20 protein-coding genes are annotated in these 20,682 nt (G+C 71.4%); 5 read left to right on the forward strand and 15 right to left on the reverse strand.

The window, feature by feature from the left end; translation table 11 throughout:
* Positions 1 to 33: 33 nt before the first annotated feature.
* The 5 genes from EIL87_RS08645 to EIL87_RS08665 form a co-directional block, all read right to left on the reverse strand.
* Positions 34 to 585 (reverse strand): AAA family ATPase, encoded by a 552-nt coding sequence (locus EIL87_RS08645; protein WP_125089639.1) that lies wholly within the window; start codon positions 583 to 585, stop codon positions 34 to 36.
* Positions 586 to 805: 220 nt separating this feature from the next.
* Positions 806 to 2,320: a sodium:solute symporter family protein gene (locus EIL87_RS08650; protein ID WP_125089640.1), complete on the reverse strand. Its 1,515-nt coding sequence runs from the start codon at positions 2,318 to 2,320 to the stop codon at positions 806 to 808.
* On the reverse strand, positions 2,317 to 2,580 hold the full coding sequence (locus EIL87_RS08655; RefSeq protein WP_125089641.1) for a hypothetical protein: 264 nt from the start codon (positions 2,578 to 2,580) through the stop codon (positions 2,317 to 2,319). Before EIL87_RS08655 ends, EIL87_RS08650 begins: the two co-directional genes overlap by 4 nt.
* A 97-nt stretch (positions 2,581 to 2,677) precedes the next feature.
* Positions 2,678 to 3,883, reverse strand: coding sequence for a CaiB/BaiF CoA transferase family protein (locus tag EIL87_RS08660; RefSeq protein ID WP_125089642.1), 1,206 nt, complete (start codon positions 3,881 to 3,883; stop codon positions 2,678 to 2,680).
* The gene (locus tag EIL87_RS08665; RefSeq protein ID WP_199740313.1) at positions 3,880 to 4,539 is read right to left on the reverse strand and encodes a GntR family transcriptional regulator; all 660 of its coding nucleotides are present in this window, start codon (positions 4,537 to 4,539) and stop codon (positions 3,880 to 3,882) included. The genes EIL87_RS08660 and EIL87_RS08665 overlap by 4 nt, the downstream gene beginning before the upstream one ends.
* Positions 4,540 to 4,666: 127 nt before the next feature.
* Between EIL87_RS08665 and EIL87_RS08670 the strand changes: the two genes are divergently transcribed.
* The gene (locus EIL87_RS08670) at positions 4,667 to 5,575 is read left to right on the forward strand and encodes a hydroxymethylglutaryl-CoA lyase (protein WP_125089644.1); all 909 of its coding nucleotides are present in this window, start codon (positions 4,667 to 4,669) and stop codon (positions 5,573 to 5,575) included.
* A 360-nt stretch (positions 5,576 to 5,935) separates the two neighbouring features.
* On the opposite strand, the gene EIL87_RS08675 is transcribed toward EIL87_RS08670, so the two are convergent.
* Positions 5,936 to 7,156: a S8 family peptidase gene (locus EIL87_RS08675; RefSeq protein ID WP_125089645.1), complete on the reverse strand. Its 1,221-nt coding sequence runs from the start codon at positions 7,154 to 7,156 to the stop codon at positions 5,936 to 5,938.
* A gap of 420 nt (positions 7,157 to 7,576) precedes the next feature.
* Here EIL87_RS08675 and EIL87_RS08680 point away from each other — a divergent pair, with 420 nt between their 5' ends.
* Positions 7,577 to 8,119, forward strand: a complete 543-nt coding sequence (locus EIL87_RS08680; RefSeq protein WP_125089646.1) for a thiamine pyrophosphate-binding protein — start codon at positions 7,577 to 7,579, stop codon at positions 8,117 to 8,119.
* Positions 8,119 to 8,697: a thiamine pyrophosphate-dependent enzyme gene (locus EIL87_RS08685; protein ID WP_125089647.1), complete on the forward strand. Its 579-nt coding sequence runs from the start codon at positions 8,119 to 8,121 to the stop codon at positions 8,695 to 8,697. The genes EIL87_RS08680 and EIL87_RS08685 overlap by 1 nt, the downstream gene beginning before the upstream one ends.
* Positions 8,698 to 8,703: 6 nt before the next feature.
* Here the strand turns inward: EIL87_RS08685 and EIL87_RS08690 are convergent, their stop codons facing one another.
* Genes EIL87_RS08690 through EIL87_RS08710 form a run of 5 tightly spaced genes read right to left on the reverse strand, consistent with a single transcriptional unit; the run spans position 8,704 to position 13,896 of the window.
* Positions 8,704 to 10,056, reverse strand: a complete 1,353-nt coding sequence (locus tag EIL87_RS08690) for an MFS transporter (RefSeq protein WP_125089648.1) — start codon at positions 10,054 to 10,056, stop codon at positions 8,704 to 8,706.
* 43 nt (positions 10,057 to 10,099) lie between these two features.
* The gene (locus EIL87_RS08695) at positions 10,100 to 11,014 is read right to left on the reverse strand and encodes an amidohydrolase family protein (RefSeq protein ID WP_125089649.1); all 915 of its coding nucleotides are present in this window, start codon (positions 11,012 to 11,014) and stop codon (positions 10,100 to 10,102) included.
* A complete protein-coding gene (gene ligK / locus EIL87_RS08700) occupies positions 11,004 to 11,687 on the reverse strand; it encodes a 4-carboxy-4-hydroxy-2-oxoadipate aldolase/oxaloacetate decarboxylase (protein ID WP_125089650.1) in 684 nt (227 codons plus the stop codon). Before ligK ends, EIL87_RS08695 begins: the two co-directional genes overlap by 11 nt.
* 26 nt (positions 11,688 to 11,713) lie before the next feature.
* A complete protein-coding gene (locus EIL87_RS08705; protein WP_125089651.1) occupies positions 11,714 to 12,736 on the reverse strand; it encodes an amidohydrolase family protein in 1,023 nt (340 codons plus the stop codon).
* On the reverse strand, positions 12,733 to 13,896 hold the full coding sequence (locus EIL87_RS08710; RefSeq protein ID WP_125089652.1) for a 4-oxalomesaconate tautomerase: 1,164 nt from the start codon (positions 13,894 to 13,896) through the stop codon (positions 12,733 to 12,735). Before EIL87_RS08710 ends, EIL87_RS08705 begins: the two co-directional genes overlap by 4 nt.
* A 145-nt stretch (positions 13,897 to 14,041) precedes the next feature.
* Between EIL87_RS08710 and EIL87_RS08715 the strand changes: the two genes are divergently transcribed.
* Positions 14,042 to 14,989 (forward strand): sensor histidine kinase, encoded by a 948-nt coding sequence (locus EIL87_RS08715; RefSeq protein WP_125089653.1) that lies wholly within the window; start codon positions 14,042 to 14,044, stop codon positions 14,987 to 14,989.
* Here the strand turns inward: EIL87_RS08715 and EIL87_RS08720 are convergent.
* From EIL87_RS08720 to EIL87_RS08730, 3 genes are read right to left on the reverse strand one after another with little or no spacing between them, the layout of a single operon-like run.
* Positions 14,967 to 16,799 (reverse strand): hypothetical protein, encoded by a 1,833-nt coding sequence (locus tag EIL87_RS08720; RefSeq protein ID WP_125089654.1) that lies wholly within the window; start codon positions 16,797 to 16,799, stop codon positions 14,967 to 14,969. The genes EIL87_RS08715 and EIL87_RS08720 overlap by 23 nt on opposite strands.
* Positions 16,800 to 16,814: 15 nt before the next feature.
* Complete coding sequence (locus EIL87_RS08725; protein ID WP_125089655.1) at positions 16,815 to 17,480, reverse strand: LuxR C-terminal-related transcriptional regulator; 666 nt, start codon at positions 17,478 to 17,480, stop codon at positions 16,815 to 16,817.
* Entirely contained in the window at positions 17,471 to 17,992 is a 522-nt protein-coding gene (locus EIL87_RS08730) for a hypothetical protein (protein WP_233576108.1), read from the reverse strand. The genes EIL87_RS08725 and EIL87_RS08730 overlap by 10 nt, the downstream gene beginning before the upstream one ends.
* Positions 17,993 to 18,166: 174 nt before the next feature.
* Here EIL87_RS08730 and EIL87_RS08735 point away from each other — a divergent pair, with 174 nt between their 5' ends.
* Complete coding sequence (locus EIL87_RS08735) at positions 18,167 to 19,987, forward strand: Hsp70 family protein (RefSeq protein WP_125089657.1); 1,821 nt, start codon at positions 18,167 to 18,169, stop codon at positions 19,985 to 19,987.
* Here the strand turns inward: EIL87_RS08735 and EIL87_RS08740 are convergent, their stop codons facing one another.
* The gene (locus EIL87_RS08740) at positions 19,988 to 20,521 is read right to left on the reverse strand and encodes a sigma-70 family RNA polymerase sigma factor (RefSeq protein WP_125089658.1); all 534 of its coding nucleotides are present in this window, start codon (positions 20,519 to 20,521) and stop codon (positions 19,988 to 19,990) included.
* Positions 20,522 to 20,682 lie beyond the last annotated feature (161 nt).

Below are 20,682 nucleotides of genomic sequence, written 5' to 3' on the forward strand. Positions count from 1 at the left end.
CCCGCTGCGGCGCCACCCGGCGCCGCAGCGGGCTCACTCGTCCAGAGCGTCGAGCAACGCGGCGTAGGTTCCCTCGACGGCACCTTCTTCGCTGGTCAGCACAGCCGCCGAGGGCCGTTGCCGCACCGAGGCGACGAGCTTGTCGTACTGCCGGGCGAGGAACTCCTCGCCGCCTTCACTCTCGACGATCGCCTTGACCTGGCGGTGCCAGTCCTGGTCGTCGTCAACTCCGCGGCGGGTGAAGCGCTCCACCGAGCGCCGCCGGCTGTCCAGCAGCACGATCTCGCGGAACTCGGCGCCGTTCTCCGTCGCCGCCCCTGCGAACCGCTCGACCTCGGCGGGGTTGGCCAGGAACTGCGGCATCACGACGTCACGCCCGCCCCGCAGGTGCTCCCCCGCCATCCCCAACGCCAACGGCCGCACGATCTCGCCGGTCTCGGCGAACCGCTCCTGCCACCCGCCGATCAGCCCGCGCAGCAGGTCGACGTCGAGGTCGAGCACACCAGGGTGCTCGTCCACGTACCGCCGCGCCAGCGTCGACTTGCCGATCCCCGGCGGGCCGTTCAACAAGATCAAGCGAGCCATGGCTCTACCCTGGGGAACTGCTTCGCTGGGCGGTGCCGGTAGCAGCAACCCCCGGAAGGGGAGAGCACAGCGGCGCCCCGGCGTACTCGCCACGACCGCTCAGGACCTGCGGCGGTGTGAGCTGAGTCCCGCACCTAGAAGACAGCGGCCACCACGGCGTCCCTCCTGCCCCAGGACCGGCGCCGCGTCCCTGGGGCAGGAGGGACGCGGCGCCGGCCGCCTAGACCGCAGCGCTGGGCGCGGTCTTGACCGGTAGGGGGTCCGTGTCCGGAGTGTCGCGGTGGGGGACCAGCAACGAGCCCAGGACGCAGATGGCGAGGTTGAGCGCCAGGCCGAGCAGGCCTGCCGGGATGCCGTAGAGCTTGTCGATGTCGAAGATCGTCCAGGCTCCGGACAGCAGCGCACCGGCGAGCATGCCCCAGAACAGCGGTCCCGCGGACAGCCTGCGCCAGTACAGGCCCAGGATGAACGCCGGCGCGATCTGGACGATGAGCTCGAACTTGAGCACGAAGATGTTGTACAGCGTGCTCGGCGGGTTCCAGGCCAGCACCAGCAGCAGGCCGATCGCGACCACACCCGCGACCTTGCCGACCAGGACCTGCTTGCGCTCGGAGGCGTTCGGCGCGAGGTAGCGGCCGTAGAGGTCCTGCGAGATCACCGACGAGAAGCTCAGCAGCGCCGAGTCCGCAGTGGACACGATCGCGGCCACCACACCGCCGAAGAGCAGGATCATCAACGCGTAGAAGAACAGGTTGATGCCCGCCACCTCGTTGGCGATCATCCCGACCAGCTGCTCGGAATCGTCCTCCGAGAGCCCCGGGAACAGCTTGATGCCGACGATGCCGACCGCGAACACGACACCGGTGGTGACCAACGGCATCCGCGCCATGATCGCCAGCGAGCGCTTGAGGGTGCGCTCGCTGCGGGCCGCGTAGATGCGCTGGATGGCGTGCGGGTAGACCGCAGCGCCCAAGCCGATCATGATGATCATCGACAGCCAGTTGACCGAGTCCTCGCCGCTGGGCACGCCGAGCTTCGCGGGCTCGTTGTCGGCCAGGTGCTGCGTCACCGCGCCCAGGTCGCCACCGACCAGGTAGAGCGCCCCGGCCAGCAGCACCGCCACCCCCACCAGCAGCGCGATGCCCTGCATGACGTCGGTGAACGCGACCGCGCGCATGCCGCCGGACCACGAGTAGACGAGCATGACGACCACGAAGGCGATCACGCCGACCTGGTACGGCACGGTGTTGCCGGTGAGCCCGGAGATGCCGTGACCCATGGCCACCAGCTGCTCCAGCAGGTAGTTCGCCAGGCCCCACAGCATGAGCACCGTGACCAGCAGCGACACCGGCGTGGAGCGGAAGCGGTGGCGCACCCAGTCGGTGGGCGTCACGAACTGCTCGCGCTTGGCGATGGCGTAGAGGCGGGGCGCGAACAGCAAGTACCCGGCGATCACCGCGATCATGAACGGGACCGACTGCCACCAGGTGAAGCCGGAGCGGTAGGCCTCTGGCGCGTAACCGACGATCGAGTTCCCGCTGTACTGCGAGGCGTAGAGGGTGAAGAACAGCGCGACGAAACCGAGCCCGGAGCCGCCGAGGTAGTAACCGCGGGAGGTCTTCTGCTCCCCCTCGGGCTGTCCGCGCCCGGCGAAGTAGCCGATGACGAGCATGATGACCGCGTAGGCCGCCAGCACCAGGATTCCGCTGAGACCGGCGAAGCTCAGACCGTTCACGCGCCACCTCCGGCTTCTTCTTCGGGCTCGTCGATGTTCCAGCGCCGCAGGCAAGCCCAGCTGGTCAGCGCGGCGAACAGGAACGTGAACAGCAGCGAGATCACCACCCAGTAGGGGATCCCGAACACCAGCGGGTGCGTGGAACCGGGCGGCAGGTAGAACGGCACCCCGGCCAGCACGACGAACGCCATGGCCCACCACAGCGACCGGATGCGGATCGGCTCGTACCTGGGCCGGTCCTGAGATCTTCGTTGATCCATCGTGGACTCCGAATCGGTTGTCCTGTTCGATTCTTCGCGCAGGCGGTCCCGCCCGGCCGCGCTCGCAGGCGCGGCCAGGTCGCACGGGACCGCCCTGTCAGATGACGTCGTCGTCGCGCCAGCGGCGCAACTGCTCCTCGTCGGCGCCGAGGACCTGGCCGTAGATCTCGGCGTTGTGCTCGCCGAGATCCGGCCCGAGCGAGCGGACCTCGCCCGGGGTCTCGGACAGGCGCGGCACGACGTTCTGCATCGGGATCTCACCCAGCTCCGGGTGCATCAGCCGGACGATGGCCTGGCGCGCCGCGAAGTGCGGGTCGGCGACCATGTCCGCCGCGGTGTAGACCCGACCGGCCGGAACCCCCGCCTCGTGCAGCGTGTCGAGCACGTCGTCGGCCTTGAACTCGCGGGTCCAGGCACCGATGAGCTCGTCGAGCTCCTCCTGGTGCTCACCCCGGGCGTCGTGGGTGCCGTAGCGCTCGCCGGTGGCCAGTTCCGGCCGGCCCATCGCCTCGCACAGCCGCGTGAACACGGTGTCCCGGTTGGCGCCGATGATGATCTCGGCGCCGTCCGCGGTCGGGTAGGCGTTGCTGGGGGCGATGCGCGGCAGCACCGATCCGGTGCGCTGCCGCTGGTAGCCGGCGATCTCCCACTCCGGCAGCAGCGACTCCATCATCGCCAGGACCGCCTCGTAGATGGCGGTGTCGACGACCTGACCGCGCCCGGTGCGGTGGCGCGCGTGCAGCGCCATCACCGCACCCAAGGCCGAGAACGTCGCCGCGAGCGAGTCCCCGATGCTCACGCCCACGCGGCTCGGCGCGCGGTCCGGCTCACCGGTCACGTGCCGCATGCCGCCCATCGCCTCACCGATGGCGCCGAAACCGGCGCGCGAGGCGTACGGACCGTCCTGGCCGTAGCCGGTGACGCGGACCAGCACCAGCCGCGGGTTGATCTCCTGCAGCTCCTCGTAGCTCAGGCCCCAGCGCTCCAGCGTGCCCGGCCGGAAGTTCTCCACGAGGACGTCCGCGTTGGCCACGAGCTCGCGCAGGATCCGCTGCCCTTCGGTGGTGCGCAGGTTGGCGGTCACCGACTTCTTGCCGCGAGCGATCACCGGCCAGGCGAGGGACTTGCCCTCGTGCTTGACCTGGCCCCACTGCCGCATCGGATCGCCCGTGCCCGGGTCCTCGACCTTGATGACCTCGGCGCCGAAGTCGGCCAGCAGCTGGCCGCAGAACGGGCCGGCGATGAGCGTCCCCGCCTCGATGACGCGGACGTCCGACAGCGGACCGCTCGTCGTTGCCGTCACTGGGTTTCCTCCTCTTCCTGGTCCGGGCGCAACAGCGTCGCCCGGGCGGCCAGCACGTGCGACTGCATGACGGCGTGCGCCCAGTCGCCGTCGCCTGCCGCGATGGCCTCGGTCAACTCGCGGTGCTGGGTGAAGCTGCGGTGGAGCTCGGCGGTCGTGTACCGGTGGAACGTGCGGCGCACCAGCGGCACCTCGATCACCCGCGAGAGCAGGTCCGGCAGCAGCCGCCGGCCGCCCGCCTGGTGGATCGCCTGGTGGAACTCCATGTTCAGCCGGGTGATCTCCTCGTGCGCCCCGTCCTGGTCGAGGCGCTCCAGCTGCCGCTCCATGGCGTCGCAGAGCTCGCGCAGCCGTGCCACGTCGACGTCGCCGCGCAAGGCCGCGTTGCGGGCGGCGTAGCTCTCCAGCACGCTGCGCAGCCCGAAGATCTCCTCGAAGTCCTCCGCGCTGAGCGAGACGACCTCCGCGCCGCGGTTGGGGACCACCTGCACCAGGCCGTCGGCCTGCAACCGCCGGAGGGCCTCGCGCACCGGGGTGCGGCTGAGGCCGTAGTCCTCGGCGAGCTGCTCCTCGCGCAACCGGGAGCCCGCCGGGCGCACCCCGGTGAGGATGTCCTCGCGAAGCGCCCCGTAAGCACGCGCGGCAGCTTGTGACACGTCCCACTTCCCTTCAAGATTGTGCACAACCTAGCAAGCCGGATCTGTTCTGAACAGACCTTGCGCCAGGTTGGTCAAGGGCAGAGGATGGCGACCGCACCATGATTGTGCACAAAAGGAGGCGATCATGACCGCTCCCCTGCCGTCCGGCATCGATGTCGTGGAGGTCGGGCCCCGTGACGGCCTGCAGAACGAGAGCACCCTGCTGCCCACGGCGACGAAGGTGGAGTTCATCGAGCGGGCGATCGCGGCGGGCGCGCGCCGGATCGAGGCCGTCTCCTTCGTGCACCCCCGGCTCGTCCCGCAGATGGCCGACGCCGAGGACGTGATGGCCGCCGTGCCGCAGCGCGACGACGTCTCCTACTCGGGACTGGTGCTCAACCGGCGGGGCTTCGACCGCGCGCAGGCGACCGGGTTGTCCGAGATCAACGTGGTGGTCGTGGCCACCGACGAGTTCAGCAAGCGCAACCAGGGCGTGACCACCGAGGAGGGGCTGCGCGCCTGGGAGGACATCGCCGCGCGCGCCCACGCCGCGGGGATCCGTCCGGTGGCCACGATCGCGGTGGCGTTCGGCTGCCCGTTCGAGGGCCCGGTCAGCAGTGATCACGTGGTCGAGCTGGCGCGCCGCGTCGCCGACGCGGGCCCGTACGAGCTCGCGCTGGCCGACACCATCGGCGCGGGTGTGCCGACCCAGGTCGGCGAGCTGGTCAGCCGGATCCGCGAGGAGACCGGCGCCCGGATGCGCTGCCACTTCCACAACACCCGGAACACCGGCTACGCCAACGCCTTCGCGGCCGCGACCACTGGTGTGTCCACCTTGGACGCCAGCATCGGGGGGATCGGCGGGTGCCCGTTCGCGCCCAACGCCACGGGCAACATCGCCACCGAGGACCTCGAACACCTGCTGTCCGGCATGGGCGTGCGCACCGGCCTCGACCTGGAAGCCCTGTCCCGCACCGGCACCTGGATCGGCGAACAGCTCGGTGAGGAAGCCCCCGCGCTGCTCGGGAAGGCAGGCCCGTTCCCCCAGCGGTAACGCGCATCCGCACGTAGGAGCGCCGAGCACCCCGTCGAGGTGCTCGGCGCTCTGCTTCCGGGCGGCAGCCGCTGCTCCAGGTGCGGAACTCACCCAGCACCGCCTCAGGTTCAAGGCAGCTCGCAGCGGTAGCCGCGTCTTCAAGTGCGGAACTCACCCCGCACCGCCGCGGCATCCAGGCGGCCCGCGGCGGCAGCCGCTTCGTCAGGTGAGGGACTCAACCGGCACCGCCGCAGGTTCTGAGCGGCTTCGTGGCGAGTACGCCGCGACCGCGTACCCGAAGTGCTCCCGGAGCGGCGCACGGAGCCGCTCAGGTCCTGCCACCCGCACCGGCCGGCGGAAAGAGCGCTCAACGAAACCTCAGAACCCGGTGACGTCGAGGAGGGGTTCGTGCGTGCCGTCGGGGTCCTGGGACGGCCAGGTCCAGTCCTTCGAACCGGCGCTCCGGAGGGCGTTCTTCACCTGCTCCGGGGTGGCCGTCGGGTGGGTCGCCTTGTAGAGCGCGGCGCCGCCCGCCACGTGCGGGCTGGCCATCGAGGTGCCCGAGATCGTGTTGGTGGAGCCGCCCGGCCAGGTGGACTCGATGCAGACGCCCGGCGCGATGAGGTCGACGTCGGAGCCGAAGTTGGAGAAGTCGGCGAAGGTGTCGTCCTCGTCCTCCCGGCAGGTCGCCGGAGCGCCGCCGCCGGGTTGCCCGTTGAAGTCGGCCAACGCGCTGACCGTGATGACCTCGTCGTACGCCGCGGGGACGCTGTCCTTGGCGTCGGCGGCGTCGTTGCCCGCCGCGACGGCGAAGGTGACGCCGGCCGAGACCGCGCGGCAGATGGCGTCGTGCTCGGAATCGCCGCTGCTGCGGCCGCACTGCCCGTCGTCGGCTCCGCTGCCGCCGAGGCTCATGTTGGCCACGTCGATCTGCCCGGCATTGGCCGCGACGTAGTCGATGCCGCAGACGACGTCGGCCGTGGTGCCCATGCCCGCGTCGTTGAGCACCTTGACGGCCCAGATCCGCGCGCCCGGTGCGACGCCCACGACCCCGTCACCGTTGTCGAGCGCCCCGATGGTGCCCGCGACGTGGGTGCCGTGGCCGTGCCCGTCCTCCGGCGGGAGGACCGGCAGCGTGCAGTTCTTGCCGCCCACGACGTTGAGGTCCGGGTGGTCGCTGTCCACGCCGGTGTCGATGACCGCGACGTCGACGTCGGTGCGCTGGTCGGTGCCGTCGATCGCGGCGGTGGGGCTCGCGTCGGCATTGGCGCGGTCGACGCCGGTGGGCAGCGATTGCGCGGTGCTGCGCACCTGGCGGACCGGTTCCACCCAGGCCACGGTGGGATCCGCCGCGATGCGGTCGCGGGCCTGCTCGCTCAGGCGAGCGGAGTAGCCCTTCAACGCCGACTGGTAGAGGTGCCCGACCCGGGCCCCGTTGCTCCGTGAGTGCTCGTCCGCCTTGAACTTCGCGTTGGTGCCTGCCTTGAACACCACGATGTAGTCGCCTTCAGGTGCAGGTGCGGGTGCGGCCTGGGCGGTCAGCCCGGTCGCACCCGCTAACGCGCAGGCCAGCAGGATCGCCGTGGTCCTTCTTCGCATCGGAAAACCCCTCCGTTTGATCCGAACCTCGCCGACCACGACGACGTGCTGCGTCAACCCACCACGGCAGACCGTCCGGTCGGTACGAGCATGACGAGGACTGTGACACGCGCAACGACGGCTGTCCAGAAGGGTTCTCACGAAAATCGTTGCAGGAGGCGCACTTCGACACGCAGCCGTCCGCTTCGTACGATCCCGCAATAATTCTCGGCGAGAAGTGGAGAGGCGCCGTCCGATACCGCGTGCTCGCACGGGTGCGCAGGGCGAAGCGGGGTCCCCGACCACGTGTACCAGCCGACCCCGGAGCGGGCCCCGCCGGGCCCCTCGCTTCGAACCGCGGCAGTCCGCGCGGAGGACGGGTTCTGCTGCGCGGTTCGGAGTGGCAGCGTGACATCCGGTTCCTCGACGAAGGGTGGGCGTGTGACCTCAGTGAGCTATGCCGAGGCCGCTGCGGCCGGGATCTGGGACGCCGGCGCCGAGCGGGTCGGTTACATCCCGTCGGTGACGGTCGCGCCGGTCATCTCGGCGCTGGTGGAGGCCGACGGTGGCGCGGACGGGACTTCGCCGCACGTGACGCCGCTGTCGCGGGAGGAGGAAGCGATCGGGCTGATCGGCGCCCTGCCGCTGGCGGGCGGGTTCGGCGCGGTCGTCATGCAGGACAACGGTTTCGGCAACGCGCTGACGGCGCTGACCACGTTCTCGCTGTCCTACCACCTGCCACTGCTCGTCTTCGCCAACACGCGTGGCGGGCTCGGCGAGTACAACTCCATGATCCACTCGATCAGCCAGCACGCCCCCGCGCTGCTGCGCACCGCCGGGCTTCCGGTCTTCGAACTCGACCGCCGTTCCTCACCGCAGGACTGGCGCGACGCCACCACCGAGGCCGGAGTGCACGCGCGGATGACCTACCGGCCGGTCGTCGTCCTCGCCTCCTTCTGGAACACCGATGGGAAGGTCGCCTGATGCGCCGCCTCGAAGCCCTGCAGCACCTCGCCGACCTGACCGAGGGCCGCCCGGTGGTGGTGACCTGCGCGGCGACCAGCCGCGAGCTCGCCTCGATCGCCGACCGGGACAACCACCTCTACCTGCTCGACTCGATGGGCCTGGCCGGTTCGGTGACCACCGGACTGGCGATGGCCGTGGCGGACTCGCCGGTCGAGAAGGTCATCGGCATCGAGGGCGACGGATCGCTGCTGATGAACCCGAACGTGCTGCCCACCGGCGGCTACACGCGCCCGCGCGCCCTGTTCCTGGCCCTGCTGGACAACCGCGCCTACGGCTCCACCGCCGGACTGCCCACCTACACCGACCGCGTCGACCTCGGCGCGGTGGCCGAAGCCGCGGGGTGGACCACCGGCCGCGCCGAGGACCCCGAGGCGCTGCGCGAGGAGTTCACCCGGCTGCTCGGCACGCCAGGACCGGTGTTCCTGCACGTGCGCATCGAACCGGGCAACGCCGCGGACATCCCGAAGCTGCTGGTGGACCCCGTCGTGCTCACCCACCGGTTCCAGGCCTGGCTCACCAGCGTCCTCAGCGGCTGACGGGCCTCAGACGGTCTCGGCGGCCTGCGCTTCGAGCCGGATCTTGCGGGTGGCGGGCCCGAACAGCGCCAGGGCCAGCGCACCGACGGCCCAGGTTCCCGCGATGAAGTAGAAGACGGTCATGTAGCCGTAGCCGCTGTAGAGGGCGGCGATGATCAGCGGCCCGACCGCGTTGGACAACCGGCCGACGCCGTAGGAGATCGAGGTGCCCAGCGAGCGGCCGTGGGTGTCGTAGAGCTCCGGCGAGTAGGCGTAGGCCAGGGCCGTGTAGCCGCGCTCGAAGAGGTTGACCATGAACCCGAAGACGACGACCAGCACGGGGATGAAGGTCAACCCGTACAGCAGGCCGGACCCGGCGATGACCAGGCCGAACACCACCAGGCACCACTTGCGCTCGAACCGGTCGGTGACCTGCGCGGCCAGGAAGGACCCGAGCGGTGCACCGACGGTGGTCAGGGCGACGAAGAAGAGGGAGTCCTCGACGCTGACGCCTTCGGCGGCCAGCAGGGTGGGCGCCCACGAGGAGAAGCCGAAGAAGCCGATGGTCTGGCTGATCCACAGGACCGACAGCAGGATCGTCGGGAACAGGAACTTCTTCTGCTTGAGCAAGGCCCAGCCGGGCCCCGTGGTGGGTTCGGCCTCGACCGGTGGAGCGGCGGCGGGAAGCTCACCGTGCTCCGCGGCGGCCTCGCCCTCCAGACGTCGCAGGACGGCTTCGGCCTCGTCGCTGCGCCCGCGGGACTCCAACCACTGCGGCGATTCGACGAGCCTGCGCAGGAAGAGCAGGAACAGCACGCCCAGGGCGCCCCACAGGTAGACCAGGCGCCAGGTCTGCTCGCCGAGCGGCACCAGGAACGAGGCGATGAGGTTGGTGGCGGGCGTGCCGCAGATGCCGATCATGATGACGTAGGCCTGGAACTTGCCGCGCTGTGCGCGCGGGAAGACCTCGTTGAGGTAGACCACCGCGACCACCGTCATCGCCGACAGGCCCGCGCTGGTCAGGACGCGGAACACGCCCATCGACAGCATGTCCTGGGCGAACGCGGTGGCCAGCGACCAGGTCGAGAACCACAGCGTGGTCAGCGTCAAGGTCCGCTTGCGGCCCAGCCGGTCCGCCAGACCTCCCGCCACGACCGATCCGAGGAACATCCCCACGAAGGACAGCGAGGTCACGTAGGCGATGTGGCTGACGTCGGAGCCCCACTGCACGCGCACCTTCGGCGCGGTGATGGCGAAGGTGTTGATGTCGGCGAACTCGAAGAAGTACGCGAACGCCAGAGCGACGATCGTGGTCTTGTGGAACCTCGAGATCGGCAACCGGTCGACCCGGTTGGCCGAGTTGGTGGCGGAGTGCGGCACTGCGGTCTCCTACGGGGTGAGGGCGTCGTCGCCCGTTCGTCGCTCAGGACTGCTCGTCGGGCCAGTACAGGCGCATCGGGTTGTCGACGAGCAGCGCCTGCTGCTGTTCGGCGGTGACGGCGAGGTGCCGCACGTGGTCGAGCAGGAGGCCGTCGTCGGGCATGTGGTCGGTGAGGTTGGGGTGCGGCCAGTCCGTGCCCCACAGGACGCGGTCGGGGAAGGTCTCGACGACCCGGCGGGCGAACGGGACGACGTCGGTGTAGGCGTGCTGTTCGCCGTGCAGCGCGGGCGGTCCGATCTTGCTCAGCCGCTCGGGGCAGGACACCTTGACCCACGCGCCGCTGCGGTCGGCGAAGTCGAGGAAGCGGGCGAACTCCGGGCCCTCGGGGTCCGCGCTCACGTCGGGCCGTCCCATGTGGTCGATGACGAGCGGGACCGGCAACGACAGGAAGAACTCCTCGAGGTGGGGCAGGTCCGGGGCCTCGAAGTAGAGGACGACGTGCCAGCCCAGCGGGGCGATCTTGGTGGCGGTTTCCTCCAGCGCCGCGGTGGGCGCAGCGTCGACGAGCCGCTTGACGAAGTTGAAGCGCACCCCGCGAACACCCGCCTCGTGCAGGCGTTCCAGCTCCTCCGGGGTGACGTCGGGGTCCACTGCAGCCACTCCGCGGGCGCGTCCGTCCGAGGCGAGCAGGGCGTCGACGAGCGCGCTGTTGTCACTGCCGTGGCAGGTGGCCTGGACGATGACGTTGCGGGAGAGGCCCAGGTGGTCGCGCAGCGCGAACAGCTGCTCCTCGCCGGCGTCCACCGGCGTGTACTTGCGCTCGGGGGCGAACGGGAACCGCGCGGCCGGGCCGAAGACGTGGCAGTGCGCGTCGACCGCCCCGGCGGGGGCGGTGAAGGTCGGTGTGCTCGGCTCGGGGTGCCACCGCAGCCAGCCGGGGGTCACGTCAGTCGACATAGGTCAGTCCCAGGTCGGCGAGCTGGGGGCGCATGCCGTAGAGGTCGAGGCCGAGCTCGCCGTTCTGGAACTTCGCGCGCTTGCCCGCCTCGTTGGCCTCGCGCCGGCCCGCCGCCTCCGCGACCACAGCGGCCTTCCCCGCGGGCACCACGACCACCCCGTCGGAGTCGGCGACGATCACGTCGCCGGGGTTGACCAGCGCGTTCGCCACCACGACGGGCACGTTGACCGAACCGAGGGTGGCCTTGACGGTGCCCTTGGCGTTGATCGCGCGGGAGAACACCGGGAAGTCCATCTCCCGCAGCTCGTCCACGTCCCGGCAGCCACCGTCGATGATCAGGCCCCGAGCTCCGCGGGAGCGCAACGAGGTGGCGAGCAGTTCGCCGAAGAAGCCGTCCTCGGACTCGGTGGTGCAGCCGGCGACGACGACGTCACCGTCCTGCACCTGCTCGGCGGCGACGTGCAGCATCCAGTTGTCCCCCGGCTGCAGCAGAGCGGTCACGGCCGTGCCGCAGACCTTCGCGCCCGGGTAGACGGGCCGGACGTAGGGGCGCATCAGGCCGACCCGGCCCAGGGCCTCGTGCACCGTGGCCACCCCGAACCGCGACAGGGCTTCGACGGCGTCGCGATCGGCGCGCTCGACGGTGCGGTGGACGACTCCGAGTTCGTGCACGGTGCGGCTCCTTCGTGGTGACGGCGTCAGCGGCCCTGGGCGGACAGGCGGGCGTCCAGTCGCGGGTACGCGCGACGGGCGTTGCCCTCTTCGATCGCGGCGAGGGATTCGGCGGGGAGGCCGGCCTTCTCGACGTAGCGGCGGGTGTCGTCGAAGTGGTGGCCGGTGCGCGGGTCGACGCCGCGCACGGCGCCGATCATCTCCGAGGCGAACAGCACCGACGAGTGCGGGACGACGTCGAGCAGCAGGTCGATGCCGGGCTGGTGGTAGACGCAGGTGTCGAAGAAGACGTTGCCCAGCAACGCTTCTTCGGGTTCGGGCCTGCCCATCGCCTGGGCGAGTCCGCGGAACCGTCCCCAGTGGTAGGGAACCGCGCCACCACCGTGCGGGATCACCAGCCGCAGCCCGGGGAAGTCGGTGAACAGGTCGCCTTGCAGCAGCTGCACGAACGCGGTGGTGTCGGCGTTGAGGTAGTGCGCGCCGGTCGTGTGGAACGCCGGGTTGCAGCTGGTCGAGACGTGCACCATGGCGGGCACGTCGAGCTCGACGAGCTTCTCCCACACCGGGTACCAGTGGCGGTCGGTCAGCGGCGGCGCGGTCCAGTGCCCGCCCGAGGGATCCGGGTTGATGTTGACGGCGACCGCGCCCAGCTCGACGACGCGCTCCAGCTCGGGGATCACGGTCGCGGGGTCGACGCCGGGCGACTGCGGGAGCATGGCACCGAAGGCGAAGCGGCGGGGGTAGAGCTCGGCCACCCGGTGGCACAAGTCGTTGCAGATCCGCGCCCACGCCGAGGAGGTCTCGAAGTCGCCGATGTGGTGCGCCATGAACGACGCGCGCGGCGAGAACACGGTGACGTCGATGCCGCGCTCGTCCATCTGCTCGAGCTGCTGGGACTCCAGCGACGCGCGGATCTCGTCGTCGCTGATGACCGGTCCCGCCGGGTCCGGGCGCTGCGCCGGGTCGGTGAGCCCGGCGATCTGGGCGTCGCGCCAGCGCCCGAGCGGGGCCGGAGCGGTGGTGTAGTGGCCGTGGACGTCGATGATCAAGCGGAGCGCTCCTTCGCGACGGGGGTGAACGCGGACGACGGGACGAGCACGTCTCCGGACATGAGCAGCCGCGCGGTCCGCAGCAGCGCGGCGCGCACGACGCGCTGCGGGTCGGCGGGGTCGAGGCCGAGGGTCACGCTGAACTCGCCGGAGGGGTGTTCCACGGACACGGTGGGTCCGGTGCCGGTGATGTCGTCGGCGACGTCGTGGGCGACGCTGCCCTCCAGCACGCAGGCCGTCGCGGCGGTGACGGCGGCGAGGACGCCGATGGACTGGTGCGCGACGCGCGGGATCAGGCTGCGGGTGGACACGCTGCCGCCGTGCTGCGGCGGCGCCACGAGCGTCATCTTCGGGTAGTTCTTGGCGGTGACGTCGCCGAGGCCCATGGCGTGGCCGCACACCAGCCGTAGCGCTTCGACCCGGGCCTTGAGCTCGTCGTCGGCGTCGATCTCGGCGGGCGTCTCGTAGCCGGTGGCGCCGAGGCGGGCCGCCTCGACCACGACCAGCGGCTGACCGTTGTCGATCAGCGTCACCTCGACCGGTCCGACCTCGGGGACCTCGACGGTGTCGCGGACGTTGCCGGTGGGCAGCAGCGAGCCGGCCACCGAGCCCGCGGTGTCGAGGAAGCCGATCTCGATCGGCGCGGCTCCCCCGGGAACGCCGTCGATGTGCGCCCCGCCCGGGTACTGGACGTGCCGCCGCCCGTCGGGGCCTTCGGGGGTGAGCACGGTGATCTCGGCGATCATGCCGGTGTTGCGGGTGAGCACGCGGGCGGTGGTGCGATCGCCGGCGGGCTCGACCATGCCGGTCTCGACGGCGAAGGGCAGCACCGCGGCGAGCATGTTCCCGCAGTTGGCGGTGACGTCGACGACGTCGCTGGCGGGCTGCACCTGCCCGAAGGTCCACTCGACGTCCACATCGGACCGCGTCCCGGGCGCGACGACACCGACCTTGCTGGTCAGCGGGTGCGCACCACCGATCCCGTCGATCTGGCGCTCGTCGGGTGAGCCGAGGGCGGCCAGCAGCACGGCGTCGCGGGCGGCGACGTCCTCGGGAAGCACGCGCTCGTCGAAGAACGGTCCTCGCGAGGTCCCTCCGCGCATGAGCAGGCACGGCACCGCGGTCTGGGATCCGCGCCGGCGCGCGGGATCGACGAGCATGGCACTCCTCCGTTCAGCTCGTCGAGCAACCTAGAACACGCCAGGATTGTTCACAATCCTTTCGACAAAATTCGTCACTTCTTTGCGCACCACTACGGAGCACGTGCGGCACGAGGTGGCGGTCCGGGCGGTTACTGTTCCGGTGATGCGTGCGCAGGAGAAGCGAGCCGCCGAGGCCGTCACCGACCACCTCGCCGAACTCGAGCGCCCACCCGACGCGCACTCGCTGGCGCAGGTCATCGGCACCGCGCTCGGCGCGACCGGCTGCGCCTTCACCGTCGCGGGCGAGCGCTACCAGTGGGGCCACGGCGCCGAGCGGTGGCTCACCCAGCCCATCGAGCACGACGGCGAGGTGCAGGCGCTGCTCGCGGTCGCTCCGCACTCCGCAGGCCCGGTCGACGCCTTGGCGACCGTGCTCGGCCCCCCGATGGCGGCGTTGCGGCTGGCCGCCGAGGCCGACCGGCTGCGCCGCGACGGGGAGGCCGCCGCCCGCGAGCTCGTCGACGACCGCTGGCGCACCACCGTCGAGATGGAGCAGGAACGGCGGGCGCTGGAACGGGACCTGCACGACGGCGCGCAGCACCACCTGGTCTCGCTGAAGATGGCGATGGCGCTCGTCGAGCACACCGGCGCTTCCGAGGAACGGCTCGCCGACCTTGAGTCCAAGTTGGACGCAGCGGAGAAGGCGCTGACCGACACCGCGGCCGGGATCTTGCCGATCCCGCTGTCCACCGGCGGGCTCGCGGGCGCGCTGGAGACCGAACTGGCCGCGCACTCCGACGTCGCCCTCGACACCACGGACCTCCACCGCCGCTATCCGCCGCTGGTCGAGTCCACCGCGTACTTCGCGTGCCTGGAAGCGGTGAACAACGCCCACAAGCACGCGTCCGGAGCCTCCATCACCGTCGACGTCCGGGACACCGAGCACGGGCTGGAGTTCGTCGTCTCCGACGACGGCCCCGGGTTCGACCTCACGGCCCGCGGTTCCGGCCTGCCACACCTCTCAGCCCGGATGGCCGCGGTCGGGGGCACCATCGACGTCCGCTCGCAACCCGGTCACGGCACGAGGATCACGGGTTCCGTCCCTCGCTGAGCAGCCCTTCTGCGGTGCGCACGAGCACCTCGCACACCGAGGCGTCGCGGCCGCTGGTCGTCGGCCGGACCGCGTGGGCCCGCCACCTGCACGCAGCACGCTGCGCTGCGACGCGCACCTGCTCGTCGTTCACCTCGGGTTCCAGGCCGAGGCGCGAGCGCGGGTCGGCCCCCTCCGCGCCGAGCAACCGCGCGGCGTCCTCGGCGACCCCGCGCAGCACGCGCGTCTCCCCGCTCAGCAACTCGTCGAGCAGGTCGAGCTCGGTGATCTCGTGGGCTTCGGCGGCGATGCGGTCCACCGCCCAGCGCAGCGGGTGGTCGACGGGAAGCCCCGGCAGCAGCGCGCGTGCGGAGACGAGAGCTCGCCGCGCGGCGATCACCGGCGCCCAGGTCACCAGCCGACGCGCCAAGCGGTCCAGGCAGGTCGTCTCGGAGAGCTCGACGCGCTGGGGTGACCGGCGCAGCGCCGCCCGGAACTCCGGGGTGGGCGCCACCCGGCACAGCACCGCGTCGACCGAGCCGCGCGGACCGTCGTCGGCCAGCAGCTCCTCGGCCACCGCGAGGTCGGCCGGACCTCCGGCGAACACCACCGTCACCCCGAGCAGGGAGGCGCTGTCGACCTCGGCGGGGCCCGGCCCGTCGGCGTCGGCGACCACGGCCAGCCGCGGCGGTGTCACCAGCCGTGCCGCGATGGCGTCCCACCGCGCGCGGGCCGGCCCCGCCTCCGCGGCGTGCTGCCCCTGCTTGACCAGGTCGCTGACGCGCTGGAACAGCGCACTGCTCTCGCCGTGGGAGGTGGTGACGCTGGTGGTGCGGTCGGCGAGCCGCACCGACACCACGGCCGTCCCGTCCACGACGGTGCACTCCACCGCCCCGCCCAGCACCGCGATCCGCTCGGCGTCCTGGTGCAGCGCGGCCCGCAGATCGCCCGCCGAGAGATCGCCGACGGTGCTCCGCACCCGCGCGCGGAGCACCTCGTCGCGCGCGAACTCGACCTCCACCGCGGGGTCGTCGTCGCGGTGGATCCCCTCGCCCGCCAGCAGGTTCAGCACCGCCGCGACCGCGTGGTAGAAGCCGGACTCGACCTGCCACCCGACCCGCCGGCCCAGATCGCCGGAGAACCGCACCGGGTGCGGCAGGGTCGCCGCCAGCTCCTCCAGCGCGAACCGGGGGCCCTTGTCCGGCAGCATCGCCGGGTACACGCCGCGCACGACGGCGCGGAAGGTCTCGAGCATGTCGTCGACGACCGCGCCCAGCGCCGCGATCCGCTCCTGCTCCCCGTCTTCGGCGAGGCGCTCGCCGACACCGCGCAACCGGCGGCGCAGCTCGTCGAGATCGCGCAACGTCGAGGTCGTGATCGCGCGGACCAGCCGCCGCCGTTCCAGATCGCGCACGTGCGCGAGCCTTTCGCGCGCAGCGGTCACGTCAGCGCGCAACGAGCGGAACCGCTCCTCGGCCCGGTCCCGCTCCGAGCGCATCCGGTCGACGTCGCCGGTGACGGCCAGCCACCCCGCGGTCTCCCGCAGCGCCGTCCGCTCCTCCTCACCCCACCGACGCGCACCCCAGACGAGCAGGACTCTCCCGCCGCGCACCGGTTCTCGCGTCGAGCTCCGCTCGAGTCCACTGTGGATGCAATTCGCGGAGGAGGCGACGACCTCGACGTCGTCCGGCCGGTCGGCGGCGGGGAGGCAGTAGGCCGCGTGGCCGCCGACGGTGGCCGCCAGCTGGTCCACCAGCGCGCCGACCAACCGGTCCGGCGGCGCGGAGGCGACGACCTCGTGCGGACGCCGGGACTTCCGCATGGCCCGCACGGGCACCCCCACCCCTCAGCTCTCGATCCGGCTCGACCTCAGGTAGGCGAGCACGGCGAGGACGCGCCGGTGGTGCATCGCCTGGTCGCGCGGCAGGCCGAGCTTGGTGAAGATCGACGCGGTGTGCTTCTCCACGACCTTGGGCGAGACGAACAGCTCCTGGGCGATGGAGTTGTTGGCGTGCCCCTCGGCCATCAGCCGCAGCACGTCGAGCTCCCGCTCGGTCAGCGTCGAGAGGGGGCTGTCCGACCGCTTGGAGGGGGCCTCGACCAGCCGCTTCGCCAAGGTGGGCTCGATGACGATCTCACCGGCGGCGATCCGGTCCAAGGTGTCGGCCAGCACCTGCACGCCCGCCACGCGCTCCTTGAGCCGATAACCGATCCGCTCGGCGCCGATCTCGAGCACGCGCATCAGGTAGTGCGTCTCGGCGTAGTGCGACAGCAGCAGCAGTCCGGTCTCGGGGCTGCGCGCGCGGACCTCCTCGGCGGTGGTCAGGCCGCCGTCGGGTTCCGGTGGCATCCGGATGTCCAGCACCGCGACGTCCACCGGCTCGGTGGCCACGACCCCCAGCAACGCGTTCCCGTCGCCAACGCAGCCGACGACCTCGTGACCGGCCGCCTGCAGCAGCAGGACCAGCCCTTCCCGGAACAGCGCCCCGTCCTCGGCGATGGCTACCCGCACAGCAGCACCGCCCGCAGGTTCCGCCGCACCGACGACCCCGGCCTTCGTTCGGTGATGCGCACGCGCACGACCCTCCTGCCTCGCACTCGCACCCGCACGGTCGTACCGGGCTCCAGCGTACGCAGGTGGTCGGCGACCAGGAGACCGGTTCGCACCCGCGCCTGCGGGCCGAGGTCGTGCTCCGGGAGGTCCAGCGCCACCCGCAGGTCGTAGCGCTCGGCGACGGACACGCAGGTCGGCCCCAGCCCTTCGGCGAGCACCGGCGGGTGGATCATCCCGCCCAGCTGGCGCAGGTTCTCGATGAGCACGCACACCGTCTCCCGCAGCACCTCGACCCGGGAAGCGAGCCGCAGGTCCCCCACCACGGCCGAGAACAGGTCCAGCTCGACCGCCAGCGCCGACAGGCCTGCGGCCGGACCGTCGTTGATGGCGCGTTCGAGCTCGAAGCGGTACTCCGCCGCGCCTCGGTCGGGCACGCGCAACCACCCCGGCAGCCACCTGCCGCCGCGCACGCTGCACCTGCCCACACTCCCGACCATCCTCCCAGCCTCACCGCCGCCGCTGCCCGGCAAAAGGGTGCAATCCCGTTGCGGTGGTAGGGCTATCCCCCCTCTTCCAGGACTCGTACGGGGTTGACGTCATTCCAGTTGTGGTTATCTTTTGCTGACGCGAAGGGAGCACACAAGGTGCGTTACGGCGTTGGCATCGACCTCGGGACTTCGTTCACGTCCGCCGCGGTCAGCGGACCGGGCGGGACCCGCGTGGTGTCGTTGTCGCCCGAGGTCGTCGTCCCGTCCGTGGCGCACCCGGCACCCGACGGGGCGCTGCTGACCGGGAAGTCCGCTTTGGACTCGGTGTCCGATCCGTCCCGGGTGGCGCGGAACTTCAAGCGCAGGCTCGGCGATCCGACGCCGCTCGTGCTCGGCGGGTCGGCCTACTCCCCGGCCGCGCTGATGGCCGCGCAGTTGCGAGACGTGCTCGACGCGGTGACCGCCGAGATGGACGGCCCGCCGGAGTCCGTCGCGCTGACCTACCCGGCCATCTGGGGCCCGTACCGGCAGGAGCACTTCACGGAGGTCCCCCGGCTCGCGGGCGTGGACGACTTCCGCCTCATCACCGAGCCGGAAGCGGCCGCCACCCACTACTCCACCGCGCGCAAGCTCGAGGACGGCGAGGTCGTGGCCGTCTACGACCTCGGCGGCGGCACCTTCGACACCACGATCCTGCGGATGCGCGCGGGGCAGATGGAAATCCTGGGAACACCCGAAGGCATCGAACACCTCGGGGGCATCGACTTCGACGAGGCGCTGCTGGCCCACGTCGACGAGCGGCTCGACGGGGCGATCAGCCGGCTCGACCCGAGCGACCCGGGCGCGGCCTCCGCGCTGGCGACCATCCAGTCGATGTGCGTGCGCGCCAAGGAGGAGCTCTCCACCGAACCGGACGTGGACCTGGCGGTCCCGCTGCCCTCCGGCCCGCGCGACGTGACCGTCACGCGGGCGGAGTTCAACGAGATGATCCGGCCCTCGGTGCAGCTGACCACCGAGGCGCTGCACCGCACCACGGCGTCGGCCGGGCTGCGCGTGGAGGACCTCTCGGCGGTGCTGCTCGCGGGCGGCTCCTCCCGGGTCCCGCTGGTGGCGCAGATGATCTCGGAGGAGTTCGGCAAGCCGGTCCGCGTCACCCTGCACCCGAAGCACACCGTCGCGCTGGGTGCCGCGCGCACCGCGACGCAACCGCGCCCGACCCCGGCACATGAGTCCACTTCGGACACCGCCACGCACGGGAAATCCGCGGTCGCACCGGTTCCGCAGCGCACGGACTGGCTGGTTCCCGTCGTCGCGGCCGCCGCGGCGCTGGCGATCGGCGTGGGCGTGACCGTCTTCGCCACCACCGGCAGCACTCCCACCTCACCGCAGGGCGCGGTCGCCGAGAAGCCCGCGCCGCCGGACGGTCCGCTGCCGGTCTACGACGGCAAGCCCCTCCCACCGTTCGCCGGCTACCTCGGCTCGGACGCCAACTGGGGCGGCTCGGCCATCCCCGAGGAGGGCACCGAGCAGGGCACGACCATCAAGGCCGTCAGCGACCCGGCCCACCAGGGACTCCGGGTGTCCTGGTTGCAGGACAAGCCGGCCCAGGTCTACCTGCAGACCAGCAACCCCCGCGGCACGCTCGACCTCACCGCCTACTCCGAGAACCGCGGCGCGCTGGTCTTCGACGCGGTCGTGCACACCCCGCCGCACGGCGGCACCACCAAGGTCGGCATGCACTGCGAATACCCCTGCCGTTCCGAGGTTCCCGCCAGCCACCTGTTCGCCGCGATGCCTGTCGAGCAGCCCGCCACCGTGAAGATCCCGTTGTCCTGCTTCGTCGGCAGCGGGCTCGACATCCGGCGCGTCAACACGCCCTTCCTGGTGTGGTCGCAGAGCCGGATGGACATCACGTTCGCCAACGTCCGCGTCGAAGCCGAGGTCCCCGGAGCGACGCCCTGCAACGCGCTGAGCTGATCAGGCGGCTTCCAGCATCGGCCGGAAGCGGCCTCGCAAGGAGCGGATCGCGTGGTGCAGCCGGCTCTTCACGGTGCCGATCGGGACACCCAGGGCCGTGGCCGCCGAGGCCGTGGTGCGGTCGGTGACGTAGACCTCGACCACCGCGCTGCGGTGTGCCGGGGAGAGGTGGCCGAGGAGTTCGTCAACCACCATCCGGCTCTCCACCTCGTCGCTGGGCGCGCACTGCACGGCCCTGTTCGCCAGCTCCTCGCTCTCGAAGGCGACCTCGGTCGGCCGAGCCTTGCGGCTGCGGTGCTGGTCGACGGCCACGTTGTGGGTCACGCGCAGCAGCCACCCGCGCACCGAGCCGTTGCCGTTGGCGAGCCGGTCGCGGTGCCTCCAGGCCCGCAGCCACGTCTCCTGCACGATGTCCTCGGCGAGGTACCGGTCCCCGGTCAGCCGGGTGGCGTAGGACAACAGCGCGGCGCCGTGCTCGCGGATGAGACCGTCGATACCGGTAGCTGCGGGCCGCGTGGTGCTCGTGGTGTCCATCTCGCCACTCCTCTCTCGACGGGTGATCCGGGAAGCCCTGCCCGGCCGTGACCAAGAGGAATGGTTCCGCGTTCCGCACCAGGAGTCGTCGGGTCCATCCCTCCGTTCCCCGGTGCTGTCCCGCACTTTCGAGGGAGGCTGCCCCGCGATCCGGGGTAGGG

The organism is Saccharopolyspora rhizosphaerae (assembly GCF_003931915.1).
Classification (GTDB): Bacteria; Actinomycetota; Actinomycetes; order Mycobacteriales; family Pseudonocardiaceae; genus Saccharopolyspora; species Saccharopolyspora rhizosphaerae.

Excerpts from the sequence above, each read along its gene's own strand:
- EIL87_RS08645 (WP_125089639.1), bottom strand. The coding sequence starts at position 585 with ATGGCTCGCTTGATCTTGTTGAACGGCCCGCCGGGGATCGGCAAGTCG.
- EIL87_RS08655 (WP_125089641.1), bottom strand. The coding sequence starts at position 2,580 with ATGGATCAACGAAGATCTCAGGACCGGCCCAGGTACGAGCCGATCCGC.
- EIL87_RS08670 (WP_125089644.1), top strand. The coding sequence starts at position 4,667 with ATGACCGCTCCCCTGCCGTCCGGCATCGATGTCGTGGAGGTCGGGCCC.
- EIL87_RS08675 (WP_125089645.1), bottom strand. The coding sequence starts at position 7,156 with ATGCGAAGAAGGACCACGGCGATCCTGCTGGCCTGCGCGTTAGCGGGT.
- EIL87_RS08685 (WP_125089647.1), top strand. The coding sequence starts at position 8,119 with ATGCGCCGCCTCGAAGCCCTGCAGCACCTCGCCGACCTGACCGAGGGC.
- EIL87_RS08695 (WP_125089649.1), bottom strand. The coding sequence starts at position 11,014 with ATGTCGACTGACGTGACCCCCGGCTGGCTGCGGTGGCACCCCGAGCCG.
- EIL87_RS08710 (WP_125089652.1), bottom strand. The coding sequence starts at position 13,896 with ATGCTCGTCGATCCCGCGCGCCGGCGCGGATCCCAGACCGCGGTGCCG.
- EIL87_RS08715 (WP_125089653.1), top strand. The coding sequence starts at position 14,042 with ATGCGTGCGCAGGAGAAGCGAGCCGCCGAGGCCGTCACCGACCACCTC.
- EIL87_RS08740 (WP_125089658.1), bottom strand. The coding sequence starts at position 20,521 with ATGGACACCACGAGCACCACGCGGCCCGCAGCTACCGGTATCGACGGT.